The sequence below is a fragment of the Hydrocarboniphaga effusa AP103 genome, from assembly GCF_000271305.1.
GTDB classification, from domain to species: Bacteria; Pseudomonadota; Gammaproteobacteria; order Nevskiales; family Nevskiaceae; genus Hydrocarboniphaga; species Hydrocarboniphaga effusa.
In genome coordinates this window covers 1,905,239-1,931,374 of record NZ_AKGD01000001.1, presented here as the reverse complement: position 1 = coordinate 1,931,374, position 26,136 = coordinate 1,905,239, and the positions used below count along the sequence as shown (strand labels likewise).

Genomic DNA, 26,136 nt, shown 5'->3' with positions numbered 1-26,136 from the left:
AATCCTCACGTGCTTTGAGCACGCTCCGGTTTCTGCGCTCCGGCCTGACGCGATCTACCTTCGCTCACAACGCTGATTCGGCTTTGCTGGTGCTTCAAACGAAAAGGCCGCCCTTCGAGGGCGGCCTTTTCGTTGAGTGAAAGAGTGAGTGTGGAGGCGCTCAATCCTCCATCCCGAGCTCCTTGATCTTGCGCGTCAGCGTGTTGCGGCCCCAGCCGAGGCGGCGGGCGGCTTCCTGGCGCTGGCCGTGGCAGGCTTCCAGCGCCACTTCGATCATTACGCGCTCGAAGGTCGGCACCGCTTCGCCGAGCAGGTCGCTGCGGCCGGTCTTGAGCTCCTGCGCAGCCCAGGCGCGCAGCTTGTCGGGCCAGTTGGCGTCGACCGGGCCGGGCGTGGCGGCCGGGATTCCGACCGCCGCGACCGGGGCCGCGATGGTGGCCGGCGGCGGTACGTAGGCCGGAACCACCGGCGTCGGCTCGGGGCGGCGCAGGTCGCGCAGTTCGGGCGGCAGGTCGTCGAGATGCACGTCCTGGCCGGGAGCCATGACGGTCAGCCAGCGGCAGGTATTTTCGAGCTGGCGCACGTTGCCGGGCCAGTCGAACTCTTGCAGGCGCTCCATCACTTCGGGCAGCAGGCGCTTGGGCTCGGTCTTGAGCTCGCGGCCCGCCTGGGCGAGGAAGTGGCGCATCAGCAGCGGAATGTCCTCGCTGCGCTCGCGCAGCGGAGGAATGCGCACGCGGATGACGTTGATGCGGTGGAACAGGTCCTCGCGGAACTTGCCCTCGCGGACCAGGGTTTCGAGATCCTGGTGCGTCGCCGCGATCACGCGCACATCGACCTTGACGGGCGAAACGCCACCGACGCGATAGAACTCGCCGTTCTGCAGCACGCGCAGCAGGCGCGTCTGCAGGTCGGCCGGCATGTCGCCGATTTCGTCGAGGAACAGCGAGCCGCCGTCGGCCTGCTCGAAACGGCCCTTGCGCTGCATCTGTGCGCCGGTGAAGGCGCCGCGCTCGTGGCCGAAGAATTCCGATTCCATCAAATCCTTCGGAATCGCCGCCGTGTTGACCGCGATGAAGGGCTTGTTCGCGCGCGGGCTGTTGACGTGCAAAGCGCGTGCGACGAGCTCCTTGCCGGTGCCCGATTCGCCCGTGATCATCACCGTGATCTGGCTCTGCGAGAGGCGGCCGATGGCACGGAACACGTCCTGCATCGCCGGCGCTTCGCCGATGATCGCGGTCGGCACCGACGGGTCGCCGGGCGCCACCTCGACGGTCTGCTGGCGCTTGGCCGCGGCTCGCCGCACGAGCGCGGCGACGCCATCGACGTCGAAGGGCTTGGGCAGGTATTCGAACGCGCCGCCCTTGTACGAGGCGACCGCGGCGTCGAGATCGGAATGCGCGGTCATGATGATGACCGGCAGCTCGGGCTTGGCCCGGTGCACGCGGTCCATCAGCTCCAGGCCATTGACGCCCGGCATGCGGATGTCCGACAGCAGCACGTCCGGGGTCGCGTCGTTGAGCGCGTCGAGCAGCTCGGCGGCGCCCGGAAACACCTGCACGCTCATGTTCTCGCGCGACAGCGAGCGCTCGAGCACCCAGCGGATCGATTCGTCGTCGTCGACGACCCAGACAGTCAGGGCGGCGCTCATGCCATCGCCCCAGCCCGCTTGTCCAGCGGCAGGAAAATCGAGAAAACGGTTGAACCGGGGCGCGACTTGCATTCGATCAGACCACCGTGCGTGTGCACGAGATATTGGGAGATCGGCAAGCCAAGACCCGTGCCTTCAGGGCGCATCGTGACCATGGGATAAAAGATCTTGTCGATCATGGAGGGGGGAATTCCGGGGCCGTCGTCTTCGATGTCGATCTGGGCGACGAGCCGGTGACGGGTGCCGCCGATGGTGTACTGGCGGCGGGTGCGCGAGCGCAGGGCGATGCAGCCATCGCCATCGACCGCCTGGAACGCGTTGCGGACGATGTTGAGCACGGCCTGGATCAGCTGTTCGCGATCACCGATCAGGTCGGGAATCGAGGGATCGTAATCACGCAGGAAGCGGACGCCCTCGGGCGCTTCGGCCTCGACGAGCTGGCGCACGTGTTCGAGCACCTCGTGCACGTTGACGGGCGCCTTCTGCGGAACCCGGTTGGGCCCGAGCAGCCGATTGACGAGGTTTTGCAGACGGTCGACCTCGCGGATGATCACGCGCGTGTATTCGCGGTGCTCGCTGTCGGGGAAATCGCGCTCGAGCAACTGCGCGGCTCCGCGGATGCCGCCGAGCGGGTTCTTGATCTCGTGCGCGAGGTTGCGGATCAGCTCGCGGCTGGCCTCCTGCTGGGCGAGCAGGAGCTCGTCGCGCGAGATGCGCATGTGGCGGTCGAGCGGCAGGATCTCGATCAGCAGGCCGACGCCGCGGCCGAGCGTGAGCGGCGTCACCGTGCAATCGACGGTGATCGGCTCGTCGCCGGCCTTGCGCAGTTGCAGTTCGCGTTCGACGAAGCCGGTGCCTGCGCGCATCGCCTCCTGCAGCCGCGAGGTATGCGGCTGCAGTTGCAGGATCGCCTGCGAAACGAGTTCGCCGATCGCATAGCGACGGCTGACACCGAAAACGGTCTCGGCGGTGGAATTGATCGACACCACGCGCAAGTTGGCGTCCAGGCTGATCACGGCCGTGGTGAGGCCGTCCAGGATCTGGGCGGGCGCATTGCGGCTGATGGGCGCGAGCTTCATGGGACGGCGGGTTGCAAAACCTGGGCCACTGGAGGTCATGCTCGGGCGCTCATAGTGCGCCGCGCACCCCACTGGTGCGCGCTGAGGGCGCGCAAATGACCGTTTATTTGCCCTTATTTGGTGCGTTAATGCTTGCCGGCGGCATGACGTGCACGATTACGGGCGGAGTCCGTACGAGCAGCTTGCCATTGCGATCGACCACGCCGACGTCGACCAGATGGGATCCGCGATCGACATTGCCGATGATCTGGCCGCGCTCCTGGGTCGGCTGGGCGTTCTGGGCGACGCCGTCGAGGTAGTAGATCAGCCCGGCGCCCTCGGGCAGCGGGCTTTGCAGGTCCACACGCACCGACAATTGGCGGCTGGTATCGCGGATCACCTGCTCGGGCTGCGGAGCGGCGATGCTGAGCCGGGGTTTTTTTTCGGCCGCCGGCGCCGGTTCGGCGGTCGGGTCGCTCGCCCCGGCCGGCTTGCCCGGCGCGGCTGCCGCCGGCGTTCCCGGAATCACCTGCAGCTGCGGCAGCTGGGCGGGTTTGGCCTTCGCATCGGGCGCCTTGTCGCCGTAGTGCACGACCCCGTTGGCATCGGTCCAGCGATAGACCTCGGCCGCCGCCGGCAGGCCCGGCAACAGGAACGAGGTCAGCAGCAGAAGTGGGAGCGCGCGCATGGCCGCACTCTAGCCGCTGGGCGCCGGGCTCAGGAATAGCGCAGGCGAACGTCCGCGGATTTCAGATAGTCGGCTTCCTGCTCGAGGTCGGCCTGGGTCAGCGGATGCTGGGCCAGCCAATGGCGCGGGAACTCGAGATCGATTCCGCGCCTGCCGTTGCTCGGCTTGGCCTTGACCGGAACCTGCAGGCCCGGCACCCGGCTGCGATGCAGCAGGGCCGACAGGCGGAGCAGGATCGCGAGCTTGCGAATGGTCTCGCCGGTGTCCTCGCCGAACTCGGTCAGCACGCCCGCGTTGAACTTGCTGCGATGCAGGCGCACGAGCGCGGCGAGCAGCTTCTGGTCGGTCTGCGAGAAGCCCTGCAGATCGGCATGCCGCAGGATGTATTCGCCGTGCTTCTGGTACGACGAGTGCGCGATCACCAGGCCGATCTCGTGCAGCTGCGCGGCCCAGTTCAGCAGCGTCGCCGAAGCCTTGCGGTCGAGCTGCCAGCCGTCGCCGAGCTGGTCGAGCAACTTCTGTGCGGTCTCGGCCACCGCCTGCGCATGCGCGGTGTCGACCCCGTAGCGGCTCGCCATGGCCTCCACCGACTCGTCGCGCACGTCGTGATCGGACAGGCGGCCGAGCAGGTCGTAGACCAGGCCTTCGCGCAGCGCGCGGTCGGAGGTCTGCATGCGTTGCAGATCGAGCGCGTCGAACACGCCGGCGAGCACCGCGAGCCCACCCGCGAACACCGGCCGGCGATCTTCGCGCAGAGCAGGAAAATCGATTCTCGAGACATGGCCGCGCGCGATCACCAGGTCGATGGTCTTTTCGAGACCGTCACGCGTGATCAGGTCGTCGGTCCAGCCCTGCTCGCGCATCACCCGCCAGACCCCGCGCACGGTGCCGCTGGCCCCGATCGCCAGATCCCAGCCCTGGCGGCGATAGCGATGCTCGAGGAATTCGAGCTCGACACGGGCCGCGAGGCGGGCCTGGCGAAATCGCGCGCGCGTGATTTCGCCGTCGGCGAAGAAACGGCCCTGGTGCACCACACAGCCCATGCCGACCGATTCCATCAGCAGCGGCTGCGAACCTCGGCCGATGATGAGCTCGGTGCTGCCCCCGCCGATGTCGACCACGAGCCGGCGCTGGTTTTCGGCTCCGCCCATGCCGTGGACGACCCCGCCGTAGACCAGACGCGCCTCTTCGACGCCCGAGATGATTTCGATCTGGTGACCGAGCGCCTGCTCGGCGCGGGACAGGAAACTGTCGGCCCCGGAGCTGCCCTCGCTGAGCCGGCGCATGGTGTTGGTTCCGACCGCGCGAACCCGGCCGGGCGGAACCACGGCGAGCCGCTGGCCGAAGCGCTGCAGGCAGGACAGAGCGCGGGCGGCGACTTCGTTGCTGAGCCGGCGCTGTTCGTTGAGCCCGGCGGCCAGGCGCACCGACTCGCGCAGGCGGTCGACCACCTGCAGCTCCTTGCCGGCCGAGCGCGCCACCATCATGTGGAAACTGTTCGAGCCCAGGTCCACCGCCGCGACCGTGGTTGCGCTGGCAAAGGCGGAGGAAGGGTTCGCGGGCTGGACCATGCAGTGTGATGATTGATCGATTAAAGTTTCAAAGTTGACGGCCGAATAACAGATCGGCCGAATCGGCCTGCAGGCGGGGCCGTCGTCACGGCTCCGCCGACGCACTATAGCAACGCCATGCGCCGGCCCGGCGCGGCCGATGATTCGTTGACCCAGCCGCCTGAATCCCCGACAATTTCGCTTCTTACGCGCCGCCCGGTACCCACTTCGGACGCGCGCCATTTGCCAGCCCATCTTTAGTTTCTGCACGTCTGGGAGTCGACGGTATGAAATTCGTGCGTCAGGGCGCTTACGCCCTCGCCGCTGTGGCCAGCCTGTGTGCGACCCTGTCTGCTTCGGCAGCCGGTGACGCCACCGAGGGCCGCAACAAGGCCGATACCTGCATCGGTTGCCACGGCATTCCGTATTACACCAATGCCTACCCGACGTATCGCGTGCCGAAGATCGGGGGGCAGTCCGCCGAGTACATCGTCACCGCGCTGAAGGCCTATCGCTCCGGCGAGCGCAAGCATCCGACGATGCATGCCCAGGCCGCGAGCATGACCGACCAGGACATGGAAGACATCGCCGCCTTCCTGACCGCCGCTCCGCGGCATCCGACCGGCAAGTAAGAGCGACCCATGCGCACGTTTGACAAAGGCCCGCTTGTGAAGAAATCCCTCGTCCTGCTCGCGCTGGCGCTCGGCGCCTCCGCTCCCGCTTTCGCCGAAGAGCATGGCCATGAAGCCGCTGGAGGCGACTCCAAGCTCGACCAGCTGCTGCCGGTCTGCCAGTCCTGCCACGGTGAGCACGGCGCCAAGCCGATTCTCGGCAGCTACCCGGTGCTCGCCGGCCAGCACACCAACTACATCGAGCATGCGCTCAAGGACTACCGCTCGGGCGTGCGCAGCAATGCGGTCATGAAGGCGCAGGTCGCCAACCTGTCGGATGCCGACATCAAGGCGCTCGCGCACTACTTCTCGCAGCAGGAAAGTCCGCTGTACACGATTACGCTGCCGAAGTCGGGTGCGTCGGCGCAATCGCCGGATCAGGCCAAGTAGTTGCTGCGATCGAAAGGGCCGGCTCCGCCGGCCCTTTTTCATTTGGGGAGTCGCTGGGCTCGCGACATTACCGATTAGCTTGGCGGCACGTCGGGATGAAGCCTCACCGACGGTTCGAACTGAGGGGAGAGTCATGCGACAGCTTTTGATGGCCGGCCTGGTACTGCTGCTGGCCGCCTGCGGCGGGGGATCGTCGTCGACCGACGACGGCCCGGGCCAGCCGACCACGCCCGATCCGGGCACCACGCCGACCCCCGATCCCGAGCCCGAGCCCGATCCTGATCCTGATCCTCAGCCCGAACCCGAGCCGCCGGGCAGCGTGTCCTGCTCGTCCCGGTTCAGCGTCGAACAGGCCAAGGCCGGCGGCAACTGCCGGCCGGCCACGGGCACGTATTGCGCGCTGCCCGAGGAAAACAGCCTGCGCTACCTATCCTCCGATCCGCTGCCCTGCGCGGGCGTGAGCATCGCCGAGCATTCGGTGCAGGCGGCCGGCATGCAGTCGAGCTACCTGCTGATCAAGGGCCCCGAAGCTCCCGAGGCCATCTATCTGGCGCTGCATTACCTGGGCTCGCGCACCGGCACCTTTACCAACGTGGTGCGCCTGCAGGAACTCGCCAAGGCCCGGCGCGTCGCCATCGTCGTGCCGCAGGCTCCCAATGGGCTGCTCGGCAGCAATCTCGGGTCGAGCTGGCCGTTCCGGCCCGAAATCGAGCCGGTCGCCGACTACGTGCGCTTTCTCGACGGCGTGGTCGCCAATGCACGTGGTCGGCTGTCGGCCTCTTCGCTGCCGCTCTACGTGGCCGGGCTTTCGAACGGAGCTTCGATGGCCTATGACTACGCCTGCACCGCGAGCCAGCCGGTCGCGGCCTTCATGGCGGTGGCGGGCTCGATGAGCTCCGGAACGCGCGCGCTGTGCAGCGCCGGCCAGGTGCCGGGCTCGGTGATCGTGCACGGCACCAGCGACGTGTTGAATCCATATGAGGGCCTGCTTTCGCTGACCATGTCGGTCCCGCAGATCCACGCGCTGTTCGAGGGCCTGTCGCGCTGCAGCGGCAGCGACGGCAGCGTGCAGCTCAGACAGGTCAGTTCGAGCCTGCCGGTCACCGTGCGTTACTCGGCGAGCTGCTCGAACGCCCGGCGGCACTACCTGGCGACCGTCACCGACGGCGGCCACAACTGGCCCGGGCAGGCGGCGAGCACCAACGAGATCACACTCGGCCTGCTCGGTTTCAAGACCCAGAACTTCGACGCCACGATCCAGGGCTACGACCTCATGGTCGAGGCGGCGGGGAATTGAGGGCAGGGCTTCGACCCCCTCCGGGAGAGGGGCAGGAGTGAGGGGCGTGCCGGCACGGCCGGGCCTGGTCCATCGCGGAGGGTCCCTCACCCTCGGTCCCTCACCCGCAGGGAGAGGGATGCTGGGCGCTTAAACCGGTTCGATCGCGCCCAGGTGGCGCGATACCGTCCACCAGGCGCCGATCCAGCCCAGCAGCACGCCGCCTGCGACGATCGCGGCGACCACGGCGGTCGACGGCCCGTCGATGCGGAAATCGCTGCCGTAGAGCGCGGCCAGGTCGAGGGCCGGCGGATCGAGCACGGCCAGCCCCAGCGCCAGCAGCAGCAGGGCCACCCAGCCGCCGAGCAGGCCGAGCCAGCAACCGCCATAGAGAAACGGCCGGCGGATGAAGCTGTCCGGCGCGCCGAGCAGCTTCATGCAGATGATCTCGTCGCGCCGGGCCTCGATGTCGAGTCGCAGCGTGTTGCCGACGATCACGAGCACGGCCGCTCCGAGCAGGGCGGCGACCAGCAGGCCCAGGCGTTCGAGGATCTGCAGGATCGATTCGAGCCGCTCGAGCCAGTGCTGGTCCATTTGCGCGAGCTCGACTTCGGGTAGCTGGCCGAGCGTCTCGCCGAGCGCCTTGGTGTCGTCGGCGCTGCGGCCCGGCAGCGGCACCACCACGATCACCGCCGGCAGCGGATTGTGGTCGAGGATGTCGAGCGCCTCGCCGAAGCCCGAATACTCGCGAAACTCGCTGGCCGACTGCTCGCGCGAGAGGTACTGCGTGGCTTTCACCCCGTCGCGCTTGGCGAGCTCGCGGGCCAGGCTCTGGCCGCGCGCCTCGTCGACTTCGTCTTTCAGGAACAAGGACATCTGCAGCGAACCCTGCCAGCTGTAGGTCAGCCGCTGGAAGTTGCTGACCATCAGCGACAGGCTCGCCGGCAGCGCCAGCGCGATACCGATCACGATCGCCGTGAACAGCGTGCTGCCCGGTGCGTTGACGAGCTTGCCGAGCGAAAAGAAGAACACCCGCGCGTGCTCCTGGGTAAAGCGCGCGAACGCGCCAGGACGTGGATCGTCACCCGTGGCCTTGGCCATCAGTGGCTCTCCTTGGCGTCGGCATCGGCGACCTTGGACGCGGCGGTCGGCCGCTTGTCGACGATGCGCCCGCCTTCGAGGTGGATCACGCGCTTGCCGAGCGCCTCGACGAGGTCGATCGCATGGGTCGCCACGAGCACGCTGACGCCCACCTGGTTGAAGCGCTCGAACAGCTTCATGACGTCCCAGGCCATCACCGGATCGAGGTTGCCGGTGGGCTCGTCGGCCAGCAGCAGGCGCGGCTTGGTGACCACTGCGCGGGCGATGCCGACGCGCTGCTGTTCGCCGCCCGAGAGCGTCAGCGGCATCGAGCGCTCGCGGTTGAGCAGGCCGACGGTATCGAGTGCGGCGCGGACCTTGCGGCCGATGTCCTCGTGCGCATGCCCGCGAATGACCAGCGGCAGCGCCACGTTGTCGAACACGCTGCGGTCGTAGAGCAGGTTGAAGTTCTGGAAGATGATCCCGATCTGCTGCCGGTAGGCCGCGACCTGCCGGCTGCGGATGTGCGAGAGATTGTTGCCGCCGACCACGATCTGCCCGCGGCTGGGCCGCGACAGCAGGGCGATCAGGCGCAACAGGGTCGATTTGCCCGCCCCCGACGAGCCGGTGACGAAGGCCATCTCGCCCGGATGGATCGCCAGGTTGATGTCCGACAGCACGTCGCGCCCGCCCGGATAGCGGTGGCTGACCTGCGAGAACTGGATCAGCGCCGGGTTGCCGGGCGCGCTGCTGGACCCGCTACTGGACTTGGGAGCGCTCATCGAAGCCTGCCCTCTCAGGTGGACGAACCGATCAGCGACTCGACGTAGATTTCGGCGTCGAAGACTTCGAGGTCGTCGACCGCCTCGCCCAGGCCCACGTAGCGGATCGGCAGCGCCATGCGCCGGGCGATCGCGAGCAGGATGCCGCCCTTGGCGGTGCCGTCGAGCTTGGTCACGGCGATGCCGGTCAGGCCGATCGCCTCGTGGAACTGGATCGCCTGGTTCAGCGCGTTCTGTCCGGTGGTGGCGTCCACCACCAGCAGCACCTCGTGCGGAGCGTAGGCGTCGTGCTTCTGGATCACGCGCTTGATCTTGCGCAGCTCGTCCATCAGGTGGTGCTGCGTATGCAGGCGGCCGGCGGTGTCGGCGATCACCATGTCCAGCCCGCGCGCCTTGGCCGATTGCACGGCGTCGAAGATCACGCTGGCGCTGTCGGCGCCTTCGCCCTGGCTCAGGATCGGCACGCCGCTGCGCTCGGACCAGGTCGTGAGCTGTTGCACGGCTGCGGCGCGGAAGGTGTCGCCGGCCGCGAGCAGCACCGACAGCCCGTCCTTCTTGAAGCGCGAGGCGAGCTTGCCGATGGTCGTCGTCTTGCCGACGCCGTTCACGCCGACCACGAACAGGATGTACGGGCGGATGAAGGCCGGAATCTTGAGCGGCTTGGCGATCGGCTGCAGCAGCTCGAGCAGCGCCTTCTTGAGCTGCTCGCGCAGCTGCTTTTCGGTCTTGATGCGGCCGGCGCCGATCTCGGCTTGCAGCCGGTCGAGCAGCCACTGGGTGGCTTCGAGCCCGGCGTCGGCCATCAGCAGGCGGGTTTCGAGCTCTTCGAGCGCGTCGTCGCGCAGCTTCTCGCCCGAGAACAGCGTGCCGATGTCCTTGGTCAGCCAGCTGTCGCCGCCCAGGCTCTTGTTGAGGCTCGTGCGGAACTTGGAAAGCAGGTCAGCCATGCTCGGCGGGCTTTGGTGTCGTGGTCGGCGTCGGGGAAGGCGGCAGCGGAACCGGCTGGGGGCTCAGCGCGTCCGCGTCGGCGTAAGGCGCAGTGTAAAGGTTCAGGCCCTTGCCGATCAGCCAGAGCGTGCCGCTGCGCGAGCCGTTGTTGGCCGGCACCTGGCGCTGCTCGAACGGCGCCGGCACGCTGAAATCGACCAAGGCCGCATTGTCGGCGACCGGATAGCGCAGCAGCCGGTAAAACGTGCGCGCCCGCTGCGCGGACAGCTGGCCGAGCCAGATCGGCTCGCCGGTCGGCAACTGCCAGCCCGACAGCCACAGCCGCAACACCTGCTGATGCTCGTCATCCTGCTCGCGGCGCAGCGCGAGCTGCTGGTGGCTGCCCGCATGTACCTGCGGCAGCAGCGGCAGCAGGCCGATCGGGCTCGAGGTGGTGAGCCAGAGCAGCAGGTTGCCGGGCGTCAGCGGGGCCAGCGGCTTCCAGCCGGCGGCGTCCAGGCTCGCGGTGATGTCGGGCAGCTGGCCGGCCCATTGCAGCTCGAACGGATCTTCGCTGCGCCCGCGCAGGTCGATGCGCTGCAAGGGCAGCTGGCGGTAGCCGCCACTGGCCCAGGTGCTCGATTCGATGGTCTGCACGCGATCGGTCGCCAGCGGCCGGTCCGGCAGGCCGGCGCCGATGCCCCAGCGGATCGCCGCGCTGGCGACGAAGATCGCGATGACCGGCAGCGTAAAGCTGCGCAGGAACAGCCGCTCGGGCCCATGGCGGCGGTAGCCGAGGCCGAGCGCGCCGATCCACACCAGCGAGATCACCGCCGAGAACAGCGATAGGCTGAACCACTCCACGCCCAGATACAGCCGTGACAGCACGATCAGGGTCAGCAGTACGGTGCTCGCCACGTAGACGAAGCGCCGGATGCGCGTGCGCCGGTAGGTAGCGAGCAACACGGCCGCGAAGCCGTAGATCACGAACACCATGACGAGGTCGCGCGGCAGCGCCGCGGCTCCGAGCCCGTGGTAGTACGCAGCCGGGGCGAGCCGGATCGGCACCGCGTGCAGGCTCAGCGAAATCACCGTGCTGAATCCGACCGCCGCCGCCCAGTGCGCGGCCGCGCGCAGCCGGCGCCGGCTCACCAGCACCGCGAACACCGCGATCGCGGTCGGGCCGTAGACCCAGGGGCTGCCGAGCTGGGCCAGCGCATAGGCCAGCGAATTGCCCCAGGGCGTCTGCAGGTCGTGCAGGGTCTGGTAGATCAGCGCGTCGATCGGCGACGGATACGGATGCGCGCCGGCCTCGGCGAGCGCGAACAGCCAGAAGCCGCCGAGCAGCACCAGCGTCAGCGCGACGATCGCCAGGGCCGGGGTTTCGGGCTGCTCGGGGTCGGCCAGCGCGGCCCCGAAGCGGCCGAGGTGGCGGTGGCGGCGGCTCCAGTCCAGAACCGGGCCGATCGCGCGCTCGGTCTGCCGCTGCAGCGCGCCCATCAGCAGCGGCACGAACCAGATGAAGAAGATCACCAGGCCGAAGATCAGCACCAGCAGGCCGGCCAGCCGGGCCGCGACTTCGGCCGCCAGGCCCATCGAGGCGCCGAACAGCACGCCGGGCAGGATGTAGATCAGCGCCCACAGGTAGGCCGCGCTGTAGTCGGCCAGGATGAAGACCCAGGTCGGCATGCCGGCCGCGCCCGCGAGCGCCGGGGTGATTGCGCGCACCGGGCCCAGGAAGCGCGCCAGCCAGACGCCCTTGCCGCCGTGCTTGTCGAAGAAGCGCCGGCCGCCGTTGACGAAATCCGGGTAGCGCTGCAGCAGCGGAATCTGGAACAGGCGTTCGCCATAGCGCCGGCCGAGCCAGAACGACAGGCCGTCGCCGATCATCGCCCCGGCCGCGGCGACCGCGGCGGTCGGCCACAGCTCCAGCGAGCCCATCGCCACCAGCGCCCCGACCGCGAACAGCATGATCGAGGCCGGCACGAAGGCGCCGACGAGGAAAACCGCGTCGAGCAGCGAGACCAGGAACAGCAGGCCCAGGGCGAGCCCCGGATGGGCCGCGACCCAGTTCAGGAAATCCTGAGCCTGATCGAGCACGCGTCAGCCTGCGGTGTGCGCTGAAGCCGGGCCGATCAGGCCGCCTGGGCCAGGATGGCGAAGCTCGCGCGGGCGGCCTCGATGGTCTGGGCGAGTTCCTCGGGCCCGTGCGCGGCCGAGACGAAGCCGGCTTCGAAGGCCGACGGCGCCAGGTACACGCCGCGATCGAGCATCAAGTGGAAGAAGCGCTTGAAGCGCTGCGCGTCGCAGGCCGAGACATCGGCGAAGCCGGTGATCGGCCCCTGGCCGAAATAGAGCCCGAACATGCTGCCGACCTGGGTCGTGGTGAAGGCGATGCCGGCTTCGTCGGCGGCTTTCTGCAGGCCGGCGAGCAGCTGCGCGGTGCTCGCTTCGAGACGCTCGTAGAGCCCCGGTTCGGCCAGCGCCTTGAGGATCGCGAGGCCCGCGGCCATCGCCAGCGGGTTTCCGGACAAGGTGCCGGCCTGGTAGATCGGGCCGAGCGGGGCGAGCTGGCTCATGACCGCGCGCGAGCCGCCGAAAGCGCCCACCGGCAGGCCGCCGCCGATGATCTTGCCGAGCGTGACGAGGTCCGCGCGCACGCCGTAGAGCCCCGTCGCGCAGCTCGGGCCGACGCGAAAGCCGGTCATCACTTCGTCGAAGATCAGCAGGCTGCCGTCGGCGTCGCAGAGCGAGCGCAGGCCTTGGAGAAAGCCCGGCGCGGGCGGCACGCAGTTCATGTTGCCGGCCACCGGCTCGACGATCACGGCCGCGATCTGATGTGAATATTGTTTGAACAATGCTTCGGCTGACGACAAATCATTATAGGTCGCCGTCAGCGTGTACTTGGCCAGGTCGGCCGGTACGCCCGGCGAGGTCGGCACGCCGAAGGTCAGCAGGCCCGAGCCGGCCTTCACGAGCAGGGCGTCGCCGTGGCCGTGGTAGCAGCCTTCGAACTTGAGGATGTAGTCGCGGCCGGTGGCGCCGCGCGCCAGGCGCAGGGCGCTCATCGTCGCCTCGGTGCCGCTGTTGCACATGCGCACCATCTGAAGGCCCGGCACGCGCGCGCAGAGCAGCTCGGCCATCTCGATCTCGGCCTCCGTCGGGGCGCCGTACGAAGTGCCGATCGCGGCCTGCTCGACGATCGCCTGCTGCACGGCCGGGAACTGGTGGCCGAGGATCATCGGGCCCCAGGAGCCCACGTAGTCGACGTAGCGCTTGCCGTCGGCGTCGGTGAGCCACGCGCCGCTCGCCGAGGCGATGAAGCGCGGCGTTCCGCCGACCGATTTGAACGCCCGCACCGGCGAATTGACGCCGCCCGGAATGGTTTTCTGCGCGCGTTCGAAAAGGGTCTCGGACTGGGTCATGGCGGTTGCCGGCTGGTGGTGACGGATACGGGCTGCGGATCTGACAAGGCTGCGGATCGCAGCCGAAAGCGGAGAGCCGAAGCAGCGACGGGAACCACGATTGTAGTCGCGAGCGCTACGGCACCGCACTGAACGGCCGGTGGAACAGAGCGGCATAGCGGGCGGCCTCGGCCCGAATGTCCGCTGCACCGAAAATGCCTTCAACGGCCGCGATCATGTCGGCTCCGGCCTCGATCAGGGGCGCCGCGTTGTCGGCCGTGATGCCGCCGATCGCGCAGACCGGCAGGCCGATGAGTCCGCGCACCTGGCGCAGGGTTTCGATCTGCGCGGGCGGGGCGTCGGGCTTGGTCGACGACGGATAGAAGCGTCCGAAGGCGACGTAGCTCGCGCCCTCGGCCTGGGCTTCGACGGCCCGCTCGATCGAGCCCGAGCAGCTCACGCCGATGATCGCGCGCTCGCCGAGCCGCTCGCGGGCCCGGCGCACGCTGCCATCGCCCCGGCCGAGGTGGACCCCGTCGGCCTCGATCGCGATCGCGAGCTCGACGTCGTCGTTGACGATGAACCGGCAGCCGTGGCGGGCGCAGAGCCCACGCAACTGGAGGGCCAGCCGCTCCCGGCGTGCGGGTGCGGCCCCCTTGTCGCGGTATTGCAGCAGCCGGGCCCCACCCTCGAGGGCGGCGGTCGCTCCGGTGATCAATCGCGATTCGTCGGCGCACAGGGATGCTGAGGTGATTGCGTACAACCCGGACAAGGTGCTCATGGGGCCGGAGTGTAACGACGGCGGCCGGGCGGCGCCGGTCCCGGCCATGCCCTCGATGGCCGGGCGGTTCGAAGAAAATGGATTGCGGTGGAACCACTATGCACAGTTGCGGCGCGCAGGGGCCGAAAGCCCGTTGCGAGCGACATATTTCTGTAGAAATGCTGTAACAGGAAAGTAAGCAGCTGATTTTTAACAAAAATATGGACGTGAGCACAAACTGGTCGTCAGGCAGAAATCCAAGTGAGGGCGTCGACTTAGCGGGTTTGATCCCCGATTTCCCACAAACTTATCCACAGAAGCTGTTAGTTGGATGAACTTTCTCAGCGTTGATAGTGAGTTACCGAGATTACTTAAAGTGAACAGACAGAGGTGGAACCGGAACGCGGCGGTGCGGGTGCTCGGCGCGGCGCTGATGGTGTGGGGATGGGCGGTAGCGGCCGCCGCGGACTCGGTAGCGGACACTTATTTCAGGTATTTCCGGCCCTCGGGCCACATTGACGAGCCGGCGCTCAACGAGCTTTCGGGGCTGGCGGTTTCGCGCCGGACTGCGGGCCGCTGGTGGGGGCTCAACGACAGTGGCAATGCCCCGATGCTCTATGCGATGAGCCCGGACGGGCGTTCCCAGGGCCAGGTCACCGTGTCCAGCCTCAATACCGATTGGGAAGACCTGGCGAGCTACCAGCGGGATGGCCAGGCCTGGCTCGCGATCGCCGACACCGGCGACAATTTCGGCTTCCGCAGCCAGGTGTCGATCTGGGTGCTGCCCGAACCGACGCTGCCCGCGAAGGGCATCGCGCAGACGCGCGAGATTCGCTTCCGCTTTGAGGACGGCCCGCGCGATTGCGAATCACTGGCGGCCGATCCGCAGCGCGGGCGCTTCCTGCTGATCGACAAGGGCCGCAAGCCGGCCGGGCTTTACGAGCTGCCGATGACGTTCACGGCCGGCAGCGAACTCGCGATGGCCAAGCGCATCGCCGACCTGCCGCTGATCTGGGAAGGCCCGGTACCACCGGCGCTGCCGGCCGGCGTCGAGCGCTATCGCGGCACCCCGACCGCGATCGACCTGTCGCCCGACGGCCGCAAGCTGCTGATCCTGACCTACAAGCATTTGGCCGAGTTCGAGCGCCGGGCCGACGAGGACTGGCCGCAGGCGATCGCGCGCGGACCGATGCGCATCGTGCGCCTGCCCCGCCAGCGCATCCTCGAAGCGGCCGGCTATGAAGCGGATGCGAACAGCGCCCTGATCGGCGGCGAAGACGAGCACGCCGCGCTGTGGCGCTGGAACGGGCGATTCCCGCCGGCCAAGGCTCCGGCCGCTCCGTAGGGCGGCGTGCTCGATTCGAAGCAGGGGCGGGTCGAGATCTGCCGCCGAGCAGGCCGTCGAGGCCCGAACGTGAAGACGGCGGGTCACGACCCGGCCACAGCTTCAGTCAGTCATTGGGCGCCGGTTCGGCCGGCGGGTCCGCCGCAGGCTCCGCAGCCGGTTGCGGAGCCTGCTCCGGCTCGGTTTCGGGTGACGCGGGCGGCTCTGCGGTAGCCGCGGGCTCCGGTGCCGGTTCGGTGGCGGGTGGATTCGCGGTCTGCGTCTCTGCCGGCGGTGTCTCGGCTGGCGGCACCGTGGTCTCGTCCTCGTCGAAGCGCTCGCCGGGCGGCAGATCGGGTTCGTCGTCGGCAGCCGCCGGCGCACGCCCCACGTAGCCCATCTGCCGCTGGATCCAGGCTGCGCGCGTGCGCACATAGGGCCCCGGCGCATCGACCTTCCAGCGTCGCGGGCTCGGCAGCACGGCCGCGAGCCGGGCCGCCTCGCTGCTGCTGAGTTCGGCGGCCGGCTTGCGGAAAAAGCGCCGCGACGCCGCCTCGACCCCGTAGATGCCCGGACCGAATTCGGCCGAGTTCAGATACACCTCGAGAATGCGCTCCTTGGACCAGAGCGCCTCGATCACCATCGTCAGCCCGGCTTCCAGCCCCTTGCGGAAGTAGCCGCCGCCCGGCCACAGGAACAGGTTCTTGGCGGTCTGCTGACTGATCGTCGAGCCCCCGCGCACGCGGCCGCCGCGCTGGTTGCGCTCGTAGGCCTTCTGCATCGCTTCCATGTCGAAGCCGTGGTGGTTCCAGAACTTCTGGTCCTCGGCCGCCACCACCGCGCGCCGCGCCGCGTCGGCGATGCGCTCGCGCGGGACCCACTGGTGCTGCACCGGGCGGGTCGGGCTTTGCAGCATGTAGCTCGTGACCCAGACCGGCATGAAGCTGCCGAGCGCGATCAGCACGAACGGCGAGGCGACCAGCGCCGCGAGGGCGATCAGCACGATGCGCTTGCGGCTCATGCGGGGACTCGATGGTCCCGATGGCCTCGGGCTTTGCGCAGGCGCTTCGGGCGCCAGCGGACGCTGGCGCCGGGCGCCCGGAGTCGCCCGCAAGTCGAGCGGATCACGCGGTGATGGCGGTGTCGGTTCCAGAGAGGCTTCCCCTTGCAACGATCGTCTGCGCGATCGAATCGCTGCGAGTCTGCCGCAGCTTCGATGAATGGTGGAATTCGTGTCTCACAATGAGCGGATCGTTGCGGGAAATTCTCTTGAAGCTTGCCGGGGCACGCCTCTACATTCCCACCGGGAGCGCACGCACAGTGCGTCGCAGGGGAATCGAATGGGCGGGATGCGGGTTTGGCTGGCTCCGTTGTGGGTCGGCGCCACGTTGTTGCTGGGAGCTTGCGGGGGTGGTGGCGGTGGCGATTCCTCAAAGGTGACGCTGACGGTGCAGGATCGCGCGCTGTACGCCGTCGGGTACACGGACAATTACTCGACGCCCCCGCTCGGCACTGATTTCTCGTTCGATTCGCTACCCGAGGACGGCATTTATCTGGGCGTCGAGCAGAACGGCAGCAGCGCGGTCAGCGGCACCAATTACAGCCAGCTCAGCGAGCTCAGCGGCCATCTCGACATTTACCTGTATTCGCCGCTGAACCGCACGCCCGGTACCTACACCGATACGGTGACGCTGCGGGCCTGCTACGACGAAAACTGCCGCCGCGAGGTGCAAGGCAGTCCGGCGACGATCACCGTGACCTACGAGATCAAGGCGCCGCCGCCGCCGACCACGCTGACGCTCGACACGACCTCGTTGACCGCAATAGGCGGCCCGGGCGGTGAGGCTCAGACGCTTTCGGTCCTGGCCACACTGGATGGTCCCGACGCGGCGACCCTGATCGTCAAGACCGATTTTTCCGGAACGCCGGCGTCGTCGGGCATCAGCAGCGTCGAGGTCGTTCGTGTCTCCGACACCCAGCGTCGCATCGACGTGCACCTGGCCGACCCGGACACGCTGACGCCGCAGAACTACGGCGTCAGCTTCTATGTCAGCGGCTGTTACGACGCCAGCTGTAGTCGCCAGGTACAGAGCGGTTATTCGTATGTGTCGGTGAGCTATCAGGTCAGCCAGTTCGCCCAGCAGGCTGTCCAGAAGGTCGCAAGCGGGGCCAGCGACATGGTTTGGGATTCGGTTGCGCAGAAGTTCTATCTGAGCTTTCCGAGTTCGGCCGGCACCTACGCAAACCGCATCGCCGTGCTCGATCCAGCGACGGGCCAAATCACGGCTTCGGTCGTTGCCGGTAGCGAACCCAAGAAGCTGGCCGTGTCGGGCGATGGCGCCTACCTCTACCTCGCGCTGGGAGGCGCGAATCAGGTTCGGCGCTTCAAGCTGCCTGATTTGACGCTCGATACCACGCTGGATCTGGGCCCCAGTCCGTACTACGGATTGCGCTTCGCCAACGTGCTGGCGGTGGCGCCGGGCCAACCGCGTACGGTGGCTGTCGGCTTCTCCGATCGGGGGCTCGCCATCTACGACGACGCCGTGCGCCGGGTCGATGACGGCGGTGAAAACTACTATGCCAGCCCCACCGCGCTGGCCTGGGGCGACGATTCTTCGGTGCTTTATGCCAACAGCGGCTCGGAACTGGCAGTTTTCGACGTCGGGCCCAGCGGTGTCTTGCTCAATCGCAGCTATTACAACGCCTTCAGCAATTACTCCCAGTCGATCTACTACCTGGAAGGCCTCATCTACTCGGACGCCGGCCCGGTCGTAAACCCGGATACGGGTTCGCAAGTCGGGGTGTTCCGTCAAACCGACAGCAGCGCCGAAGTGCTGACGGTCGATGCGCCGATGGGTCGAGCGTTCATGGTCAGCCGCAACTACTCGGACGGTTACCAGACACGACGGCTGACGGTGTTCGATGTCGGCAGCTACGTTCCGCTGCGCACCGTGCAGTTTGCGCTGGATGACACCAACGCCAGGCGCCTCCTGCGGTGGGGTGTCGACGGACTCGCCGTGCTCACCGACCAAGGCAATGTCTATCTGCTGCCGAGTGTCGCGCGCCCCTGAGCGGGCGGCCGTGTTGCGTGGCCGGCGCGGCGACGATCAATCGTCGCCGCGTCCCGGCTCCCGAATCCGCAGCGCCGGCAGCGAAATATTGCGCGCGATCGCGACCATGCGCAGGCTCGCGATCAGCAGCATGCCGGCCAGCGCGGCGATGTCGCGCGAGACGCCGAGCGATTGCAGCACTACGTAGAGCGTCGCGCCGGCGATGACGACGACGCCGTAGATGGTGCCGGGGCGCAGCAGCAGGGGAATTTCGTTGCAGAGCACGTCGCGCAGCAGGCCGCCGAAGGTGCCGGTGATGGTCGCGAGCACGACGACGATCAGCCCCGGCAAACCGGCCGCCTCGGCGATGCGCGCGCCCGAGATCGAGAACAGGGCGACGCCCACGGCGTCGGCGATCTCGAGCAGGCGCTCGGACGGATGGCGCCAGCGCAGCACCAGCACGGTGGTGCAGGCGACGACCAGGATCGTCACCAGATAGCCGGTGTCGGTGAACCAGAACGGGGTGCGGTTGAGCAGCAGGTCGCGCAGGGTTCCGCCGCCTGTCGAAGTCACCAGCGCGATGATCACCGCGCCGAGCAGATCGAGCTGCTTGCGCCCGGCCGCGAGCACCGCCGAGACCGCGAACACCGCGGTGCCGGCGTAATCGAAGGCGTGCGGAAGGATCACGGTTCGTTGCGCGCCTGTCCTAGGTGGACAAGCCCAGGTTGCGGCACAGGCGCAGCGTCGGCTCGGCCTGGTTGATGGTGTAGAAGTGCAGGCCCGGCGCGCCGCCCTTGAGCAGGGTTTCGCACAGGCGCGTGACCACTTCGGTGCCGAAGTCCTGCAGCGCGGCCTTGTCGTCCTGCAACTGCTCCAGCTGCAACGTGATCCAGCGCGGCAGGTCGGCGCCGCAGTTGTTGCAGAAGCGCACGATGTTGGCGAAGCCGGTGATCGGCATGATGCCGGGCACCACCGGAATGCCGACGCCGGCCTTGGCGCAGCGATCCATGAAATAGAAATAGGCGTCGGCGTTGTAGAACAGCTGCGTCATCGCGCTGTCGGCGCCGGCCTTCACCTTGTCGACGAAGTAGCCGAAGTCGTCGTCGAAGCGCTTGGACTGCGGATGCATTTCCGGATAAGCCGCCACTTCGATCTCGAAGTGCTCGCCATGCGTCTGGCGGATGAACGACACCAGCTCGTTGGCATAGTGGAACTCGCCCGGCGCGGACGAGCTGTAGGCGGTTGCGGGCAAGTCGCCGCGCAAGGCCACGATGCGGCGAACGCCGGCATCGCGATACTGCGCCAGCAGCTCGGCGACGCGAGCGCGCGTGCTGCCGATGCAGGTCAGGTGCGGCGCCACCGCGATGCCGGTTTCGCGCACCACGGTCATCAGCGTGTCGTAGGTGCCGTTCTGGTCCGAGCCCAGCGCGCCGTAGGTCACCGAGAAGAAGCCGGGCTTGGCCTCGGTGAGCTTCTTCAGCGTGGCCGGCAGCTTGGCGACGCCTTCGGGCGTGCGTGGCGGGAACAGTTCGAACGAGAAGCCGGGAGACGGGAGACGGGAGACGGGAGACGGCACGGCTTAGCTCTCTTGGGGCGGAGATGACAGGCGTTTTATCAAGGCGTTGAGACGGGCGAAGACCTTTTGTACGGTTTCATCGATGTCGCGGTCAGAGGGCAAGTAACCGAGGCGTCTGGCGATTTCGATTTGAGTGTCGATCTCGGCCAGCGAGCCTCGGGCAATGCTCAGAAAGCGAACATACTCGGTGCGAGAAGTGCGCGCTGCCCCCTCCGCGATATTCGACGGGACACTGACGGCTGCTCGACGAAGCTGAGCCGTCAGCCCGAATTTCTCATCGGAGGGAAAAGCAGCAGTCAGCCGATAGATAACCTCGACCAGCGTCATTGCATCGCGCCAGACGTCCAGCTTCTGATGCCGCTTCTCCACGTCTCCCGTCTCTCGTTCCCCGTCTCCCGGCTCGATCAGTATCGATAGTGCTCGGGCTTGTACGGGCCTTCGACCGGCACGCCGAGGTATTCGGCCTGTGCGGGCGTGAGCTTGGTGAGCTTCACGCCGATCTGCTCCAGATGCAGTGCGGCGACTTCCTCGTCGAGCTTCTTCGGCAGGCGGTAGACGGTCTTCTCGTAGGCGTCCTTGTTCTTCCAGAGATCGATCTGCGCGAGCGTCTGGTTCGAGAAGGAGTTGCTCATGACGAAGGCCGGATGGCCGTTGGCGCAGCCCAGGTTCACGAGGCGGCCTTCGGCGAGGATGTACAGGCTCTTGCCGTTGGCGAACGTGTAGTGATCGACCTGCGGCTTGATGTTGAGCTTCACCACGCCTTCGGCGGTGTTGAGGCGATCCATCTGGATCTCGTTGTCGAAGTGGCCGATGTTGCAGACGAGCGCGTTGTGCTTCATCGCCTGCATGTGCTCCAGCGTGATGATGTCCTTGTTGCCGGTCGTCGTGACGTAGATGTCGCCCAGGCCCAGGGTGTCTTCCACCGTGGTGACCTGGAAGCCTTCCATCGCCGCCTGCAGCGCGTTGATGGGGTCGATCTCGGTGACGATCACGCGAGCGCCGAGGCCGCGCAGGCTGTGCGCGCTGCCCTTGCCGACGTCGCCGTAGCCGCAGACCACCGCGACCTTGCCCGCGATCATCAGGTCGGTGGCGCGCTTGATGCCGTCGGCCAGCGATTCGCGGCAGCCGTAGAGGTTGTCGAACTTGGACTTGGTGACCGAGTCGTTGACGTTGATGGCCGGCACCAGCAGCTTGCCGGCTTCCATCATCTGGTACAGGCGGTGCACGCCGGTGGTGGTTTCTTCGGATACGCCGCGCCAGTCCTTCACCACGCGGGTCCAGAAGCCCGGACGCTCGACCGCGACCTTCTTGAGCAGGTCTTTGATGACCTTCACTTCGTGGTTGTCGGACGGCGTGTTGACCCAGTCGGAACCGTTTTCGAGCTCGTAGCCCTTGTGGATCAGCAAGGTCACGTCGCCGCCGTCGTCGACCACCAGCTCGGGGCCGGTCAGCGTGCCGTCGGGCAGCGTGAAGGTGATCGCATCGAGCGCGAGGTCCCAATACTCCTCCAGCGTTTCGCCCTTCCAAGCGAACACCGGCGTGCCGGCCGCGGCGACCGCGGCGGCGGCGTCGTCGGAGGTCGAGAAGATGTTGCAGCTGGCCCAACGTACCGAGGCGCCCAGATGGCCGAGCGTTTCGAGCAGCACCGCGGTTTCCTTGGTCATGTGCAGCGAGCCGGTCAGGCGCACGCCGGCCAGCGGCTTGAGCGGCGCGTACTTGGCGCGGATCGACATCAGGCCCGGCATTTCCTCCTCGGCCATGGTGATGCGCTTGCGGCCGAGTTCGGCGAGGGACAGATCGCGGACCTTGAAGTCCTGGGCGAGCGTGGTGGGAGCGTTCATCGGGAAGTCCGTGCTGGTTTTGAAGGGGAGCCGAAAGGCGACGGGCGCGATTATATCCGTCTATGCGGATAAAGGGATATGTGAGCAGTCGACGTGTCGACCCAAGGGCAACCCGCTGGTGGCGCGGGTTCATGAAGTTCGGAAAAGAACCGAGGCTTCGTGAAAGCCGCGCCGGATGAGGGCTCGGCTGGACCCGCTCGGCTTCTGCCAGGTGCGACGACGAAACCTTCCCATTCACCGATGCGTCCGCAGCTGGCCATCGGCAGCGTGCCGAAGGCGTCGACGAAGCCCACTGCACATTGCCTGGGCGCTACCAAGCGAACTCGTCGAAATCGTTCGTGCGTATCAGCGGGCGGGAACGTTCCTCGTCGGAGATCGAGGGGGTTCAAGCCTAGTGATCAGAAGACGGCGCAGCGTTGGAGAGGACATCCATGACGGTTCATTGAAGTGGTGATCCTCTGCGGCTCACGGGTAGTGAATGCCTTTGAAGCGATGCACTGAAACACGGATTTCACTCATCAAGGTGCCGCTGAAGGGATGCAGCATTTCGAAGATCTACGGTGATAAGGACGCAAGCATCAGCAAGGATGAAGCGAAGCGGTCTCCCTCGCTGATGAAAAGTTTCAGCGAATCGGACGAGAGCAGAATGGCAAGATCGACCAGGCCGAATTTGCCCGTTCGACTGCAGCTGGTTCACCGGCTGGGGCGACACCCGTCACCAGGTATTGACGATATTTGCGTTCGCGGCTTTGCCGTCGATGTCGATGGCAAAGTGGAACTCAAGATGCAGTGCACTTCGTCTCACCAGAACCCTGCAAAAAAATGGCGGACCGTGGTCCGCCAATAGCCTTGGTGAGCGACGAGCGGTGGAGGAGGTTTCCACCGTGTCGAGCGCAGATTACGACGGCGAATGCCTCGAGGCTTGGCTCACAGTGCAGATGATTCGTTGGCTTTCACTGAATGTAGACAGGCCCGCGCAGCGGTGTTCTGAGATTTTGTCCCGACGCGCTCGCGAGCTGTCCATCGATGGCCAGGGTGTAACGGCCCTGCTTCAGATCCGAACGCACCGCCAAACGGGGGTTGTTGCCGACTTTCCATCCGCCGGAAACCGCTTGGCCGTATTCGTCGATCAGCTTCAAAGCCTTGTCGATCTCGCCCGCATTGCCGATGTCGGCGGAGAACAGTATGGCCACGGCGCGCTGCCCTTCGACCTGACCGACGTACTGAATGCCGAACGGATCAGTCGAAGTCGGGGCCCACCACGGGCGCAGCACTTGGGCGGCGGGAGGCGGAGCGCTGCGATTCGCGCTGGAGACCGTGGTTTGTCCGCGCGGCGCCTGACGCTCGGCTGCGACCGGCGCCCTGCTTTCGCGGGTTTCCGGCTCGGCCATCGCGGCGTCGTCGCTGCTGGAGGCCTGGGCGCTGTAATCGCTCGATTCGGATGGCGAGGCTGCCTGCGGTTCGGCGGCTTGTTCAGAGGGCGTCTCCACCGACGCCGTTTCTTCGGCCGGCTCCAGAGCGCTTTGCGCTACTGAGGCTTCGGCAGCAGGCGCGGGTTCTTCCTGGGCCGGCGCCTCTGCGACCGGCGGCGGCGCGGATTCGGCCGCATCGGAGGATTCCGCATTCTCGCTTTCCGCTTGCTGCGTGTGCTGCGCAGCCGACATCGGATCCTGGTGGTCCGGCAGGAACAAGTTCAGTACGAGTCCGCTTCCAACACCGACCGCGACGGCTCCCACAATCATCAAGGCGCCCTGCATGCGCTTTGGATGGCCTGAGCTGATCGACTGCTCCATATTCAAATCTCTCCTCGTTGATACGTGCCTGGGCGAGTTCGGCCCAGTGCGGTTGCAGTTGCGCCTGTCGGCTATTTTGATACGATATCGAACAGATACACATAATTAATGTATCACAAGAAATTTGAGATACATATCGATCCGCGCGGCTTCGACAGAAGCGATCCAACGCGTCCATGAGGAGAGGAGATTCACGTGTCTAAGGGAAACAAGGTGGTTGGCGCCCAAGTCGGCTTTTTGATCGTGCTCGGCACCACATCAACAGCGGCGTTCGCGGGTGACGGCTGGTACCTCGGCGCGAGCGCGGGTGCGACGTTCGCCGATTCGCAGAAGTTCAAGGTCGATTTCGCCAACCAGACCGTCAACAATCGCAGCGGGCGTTTTGCCAAGGTCGATCTCCAGGATGGCTGGATCGGCGGTATCGGTGGCGGCTATGCGTTCTCGAGCGGATTGCGCACGGAACTCGTGTTCGATCGCCGTCGCAACGATCTCGACAAGCTCGTGCAGCCGGCATCGGGGCCGTTCGGCAATCAGGGTGGGCCGGCGACCAATGTCCGCGGCCATGAGATCGTCAACAGCGCGATGGCGAACGTCTGGTTCGATCTGTTCAAGAGCAGCTGGTTCCACCCTTACATCGGCGGTGGCGGCGGTTATGCGCAGTTGTCACTGCGCGACGCCGGCTACAACAACGTCGACTTCCTGAGCAAGCACGATGCATTGCTGGCCTACCAGTACGGCGGCGGCCTGACGATCGATCTGGGCCCGCACTGGGCGGTGTCGCTCGACTATCGTCGCTTTGCGACCGAGAAGGGCAAGTTCAATCTGCTCGCCGACGACAGCAGCCCCTCGAAGTTCAAGTTCGGCTACGAGGCCGACGAAGCCTTTTTGAGCGTGCGCTACTACTTCGGCGGCAAGCCTGAAGCCCCGCGCGAAGAAGCTCCTCAGGCAGAAGAGCCGGTCACCGTGGTCGAGCCGGTGGAAGCGGAGATTCCGGTCGCCGAATCGACGCCTGGGCCGGTGGCGCCGTCCGCCACCTGCGAGGCGCCGAAGCCCGGCCAGCGCATCAGCCTCGATGGTTGCAAGGTCGGTGACACGCTGGTGCTGCGCGGCGTGACCTTCGAGTTCAACAAGGCCACGCTGACGCCCGACGCCAAGAGCATCCTCGATGAGGTGGCCGACGAGCTCAATGCGCGCGGCGACATCAAGGTCGAAGTCGATGGACACACCGACTCGCGCGGTTCGGACAGCTACAACCAGCAACTGTCCGAAGGTCGCGCTGATGCGGTGAAGGCGTATCTGGCCGAACGCGGCATCGATCCTTCGCGCATGACGGCCAATGGCTTCGGCGAAACGCAACCGATCGCGGACAACGAAACGGACGAGGGGCGTGAGCTCAATCGCCGCGTCGAACTCAAGGTGATCGATGCGGGCGGTGGCGCCGCAACGCCGGCGGAACCGGTTGCCGAAGCCGTGCCGACCGAATCGACGGAGCCGGTCGAATCAGCGGAGCCGGTCGAGCCGGCGGCCGAGGCGTCGGAAACGCAGCCGATCGAGTAAGGGCCAGGGCATGGATCGGGCACGGGGAGCGAGTGTGCGATGAGCGAGCCCCGTAGCCCGTTACTGCACGGACATGAAATGCAGGCTCACCTGCCTGCGCACGGCTCGGCGCGCCTCGTCGGCGCCATCGGGGCCATCGGCGTTCACCTGCTTGTGGTGATCGTCCTGGTCCGCATGGCGCCGATGATGTCGATGCGGCCTCCGCCGACGATGAGCGTGATCACGCTCTCGTTGTCGCAGGAGACTCGGCCAGGCGAGCTGCTTGCGCCGTCGATCTCGGTCTCCGCGGTCGATCAGGCACTGCATTCGAAGCCGCCGGTGATCGAACTCAAAACGCTCAACCCGAGCGATCTCGCCGTCACCACCAAGGCTCCCGAAACCAGTGCCCAGGCGCGTGCGGCCTCGTCACCGTCGCCGCGCGAGCGTGTCGCGACCGAGCCGGACGAGGCCAGCCAGTCCCTGCTCGCCAGGCTGCGTGCGAACTGGCTGCCTCCGCCGAAGTCGTCCACCCGCGTGCGCTGTCGGCTGCGCATTTCGTATCGCCCGGGCGGAACGGTCACGGCGGTCACGACGGCGCCGAGTTGCAACGACCAGTTGCTGGCCGCGTCGATCGAACGGGCGGTCTGGAAATCGCAGCCGCTTCCGATGCTGCCCAAGGGCCAGGCCTACGTCGATCTGGAATTCACTCCTTAAGACAACCGCAGGCAAACGGGCCTCGGCTTCGATGCCGGCGCGCGCATATGCACGCTGCCATTCGG

22 protein-coding genes and 1 pseudogene are annotated in these 26,136 nt (G+C 66.8%); 7 read left to right on the top strand and 16 right to left on the bottom strand.

Features of this window, described 5'->3' with window-relative positions:
- Positions 1-160: 160 nt before the first annotated feature.
- The 4 genes from ntrC to WQQ_RS08470 form a co-directional block, all read right to left on the bottom strand.
- The gene (gene ntrC / locus WQQ_RS08485) at positions 161-1,651 is read right to left on the bottom strand and encodes a nitrogen regulation protein NR(I) (protein ID WP_007184733.1); all 1,491 of its coding nucleotides are present in this window, start codon (positions 1,649-1,651) and stop codon (positions 161-163) included.
- A complete protein-coding gene (gene glnL, locus WQQ_RS08480) occupies positions 1,648-2,730 on the bottom strand; it encodes a nitrogen regulation protein NR(II) (RefSeq protein WP_007184732.1) in 1,083 nt (360 codons plus the stop codon). Before glnL ends, ntrC begins: the two co-directional genes overlap by 4 nt.
- Before the next feature lie 103 nt (positions 2,731-2,833).
- Complete coding sequence (locus tag WQQ_RS25075; protein WP_007184731.1) at positions 2,834-3,397, bottom strand: DUF4124 domain-containing protein; 564 nt, start codon at positions 3,395-3,397, stop codon at positions 2,834-2,836.
- 29 nt (positions 3,398-3,426) lie between these two features.
- Positions 3,427-4,968 (bottom strand): Ppx/GppA phosphatase family protein, encoded by a 1,542-nt coding sequence (locus WQQ_RS08470; protein ID WP_007184730.1) that lies wholly within the window; start codon positions 4,966-4,968, stop codon positions 3,427-3,429.
- 266 nt (positions 4,969-5,234) lie between these two features.
- On the opposite strand from WQQ_RS08470, the gene WQQ_RS08465 reads away from it, so the two are divergent.
- The 3 genes from WQQ_RS08465 (at position 5,235) to WQQ_RS08455 (ending at position 7,305) form a co-directional block, all read left to right on the top strand.
- Positions 5,235-5,579, top strand: a complete 345-nt coding sequence (locus tag WQQ_RS08465) for a c-type cytochrome (protein WP_007184729.1) — start codon at positions 5,235-5,237, stop codon at positions 5,577-5,579.
- 9 nt (positions 5,580-5,588) lie between these two features.
- Positions 5,589-6,008 carry a c-type cytochrome gene (locus WQQ_RS08460; protein ID WP_007184728.1) on the top strand — a complete coding sequence of 140 codons (420 nt, stop codon included), beginning with the start codon at positions 5,589-5,591 and terminating at the stop codon, positions 6,006-6,008.
- A gap of 133 nt (positions 6,009-6,141) precedes the next feature.
- Positions 6,142-7,305: a CE1 family esterase gene (locus WQQ_RS08455; protein ID WP_007184727.1), complete on the top strand. Its 1,164-nt coding sequence runs from the start codon at positions 6,142-6,144 to the stop codon at positions 7,303-7,305.
- 129 nt (positions 7,306-7,434) lie between these two features.
- On the opposite strand, the gene ftsX is transcribed toward WQQ_RS08455, so the two are convergent.
- The 6 genes from ftsX to thiE form a co-directional block, all read right to left on the bottom strand.
- Entirely contained in the window at positions 7,435-8,385 is a 951-nt protein-coding gene (gene ftsX, locus WQQ_RS08450; RefSeq protein ID WP_007184726.1) for a permease-like cell division protein FtsX, read from the bottom strand.
- The gene (gene ftsE / locus WQQ_RS08445; RefSeq protein WP_007184725.1) at positions 8,385-9,146 is read right to left on the bottom strand and encodes a cell division ATP-binding protein FtsE; all 762 of its coding nucleotides are present in this window, start codon (positions 9,144-9,146) and stop codon (positions 8,385-8,387) included. The genes ftsX and ftsE overlap by 1 nt, the downstream gene beginning before the upstream one ends.
- 14 nt (positions 9,147-9,160) lie before the next feature.
- Positions 9,161-10,093, bottom strand: a complete 933-nt coding sequence (gene ftsY / locus WQQ_RS08440) for a signal recognition particle-docking protein FtsY (protein WP_007184724.1) — start codon at positions 10,091-10,093, stop codon at positions 9,161-9,163.
- Positions 10,086-12,173, bottom strand: coding sequence for a VTT domain-containing protein (locus tag WQQ_RS23645; protein ID WP_007184723.1), 2,088 nt, complete (start codon positions 12,171-12,173; stop codon positions 10,086-10,088). The genes ftsY and WQQ_RS23645 overlap by 8 nt, the downstream gene beginning before the upstream one ends.
- Before the next feature lie 35 nt (positions 12,174-12,208).
- Positions 12,209-13,498 carry a glutamate-1-semialdehyde 2,1-aminomutase gene (hemL, locus tag WQQ_RS08430; RefSeq protein ID WP_007184722.1) on the bottom strand — a complete coding sequence of 430 codons (1,290 nt, stop codon included), beginning with the start codon at positions 13,496-13,498 and terminating at the stop codon, positions 12,209-12,211.
- A gap of 115 nt (positions 13,499-13,613) precedes the next feature.
- On the bottom strand, positions 13,614-14,258 hold the full coding sequence (gene thiE / locus WQQ_RS08425) for a thiamine phosphate synthase (RefSeq protein ID WP_040453227.1): 645 nt from the start codon (positions 14,256-14,258) through the stop codon (positions 13,614-13,616).
- Positions 14,259-14,613: 355 nt separating this feature from the next.
- On the opposite strand from thiE, the gene WQQ_RS08420 reads away from it, so the two are divergent.
- The gene (locus WQQ_RS08420; protein ID WP_157534555.1) at positions 14,614-15,582 is read left to right on the top strand and encodes an SdiA-regulated/phytase-like domain-containing protein; all 969 of its coding nucleotides are present in this window, start codon (positions 14,614-14,616) and stop codon (positions 15,580-15,582) included.
- Positions 15,583-15,943: 361 nt separating this feature from the next.
- Here the strand turns inward: WQQ_RS08420 and mtgA are convergent.
- Positions 15,944-16,582: pseudogene (mtgA, locus tag WQQ_RS08415) on the bottom strand (monofunctional biosynthetic peptidoglycan transglycosylase); the annotation flags it as partial.
- Positions 16,583-16,910: 328 nt separating this feature from the next.
- Here mtgA and WQQ_RS08410 point away from each other — a divergent pair.
- Complete coding sequence (locus WQQ_RS08410) at positions 16,911-18,632, top strand: YncE family protein (RefSeq protein WP_157534554.1); 1,722 nt, start codon at positions 16,911-16,913, stop codon at positions 18,630-18,632.
- A gap of 36 nt (positions 18,633-18,668) precedes the next feature.
- Here WQQ_RS08410 and WQQ_RS08405 read toward each other — a convergent pair whose 3' ends face one another.
- The 5 genes from WQQ_RS08405 to WQQ_RS08385 form a co-directional block, all read right to left on the bottom strand.
- On the bottom strand, positions 18,669-19,298 hold the full coding sequence (locus WQQ_RS08405; RefSeq protein ID WP_007184716.1) for a trimeric intracellular cation channel family protein: 630 nt from the start codon (positions 19,296-19,298) through the stop codon (positions 18,669-18,671).
- 19 nt (positions 19,299-19,317) lie between these two features.
- Positions 19,318-20,187 (bottom strand): methylenetetrahydrofolate reductase [NAD(P)H], encoded by an 870-nt coding sequence (gene metF / locus WQQ_RS08400; protein WP_007184715.1) that lies wholly within the window; start codon positions 20,185-20,187, stop codon positions 19,318-19,320.
- A gap of 3 nt (positions 20,188-20,190) precedes the next feature.
- A complete protein-coding gene (locus WQQ_RS08395; RefSeq protein ID WP_007184714.1) occupies positions 20,191-20,556 on the bottom strand; it encodes a four helix bundle protein in 366 nt (121 codons plus the stop codon).
- Between the two features lie 35 nt (positions 20,557-20,591).
- The gene (gene ahcY, locus WQQ_RS08390) at positions 20,592-22,028 is read right to left on the bottom strand and encodes an adenosylhomocysteinase (RefSeq protein ID WP_007184713.1); all 1,437 of its coding nucleotides are present in this window, start codon (positions 22,026-22,028) and stop codon (positions 20,592-20,594) included.
- 953 nt (positions 22,029-22,981) lie between these two features.
- Entirely contained in the window at positions 22,982-23,821 is an 840-nt protein-coding gene (locus WQQ_RS08385; protein WP_007184712.1) for a hypothetical protein, read from the bottom strand.
- A 195-nt stretch (positions 23,822-24,016) separates the two neighbouring features.
- On the opposite strand from WQQ_RS08385, the gene WQQ_RS24860 reads away from it, so the two are divergent.
- Both WQQ_RS24860 and WQQ_RS08375 read left to right on the top strand, forming a co-directional pair.
- Positions 24,017-25,378 (top strand): OmpA family protein, encoded by a 1,362-nt coding sequence (locus tag WQQ_RS24860; RefSeq protein ID WP_237715031.1) that lies wholly within the window; start codon positions 24,017-24,019, stop codon positions 25,376-25,378.
- A 39-nt stretch (positions 25,379-25,417) separates the two neighbouring features.
- Positions 25,418-26,071 carry a TonB C-terminal domain-containing protein gene (locus WQQ_RS08375; RefSeq protein ID WP_083844465.1) on the top strand — a complete coding sequence of 218 codons (654 nt, stop codon included), beginning with the start codon at positions 25,418-25,420 and terminating at the stop codon, positions 26,069-26,071.
- Positions 26,072-26,136 lie beyond the last annotated feature (65 nt).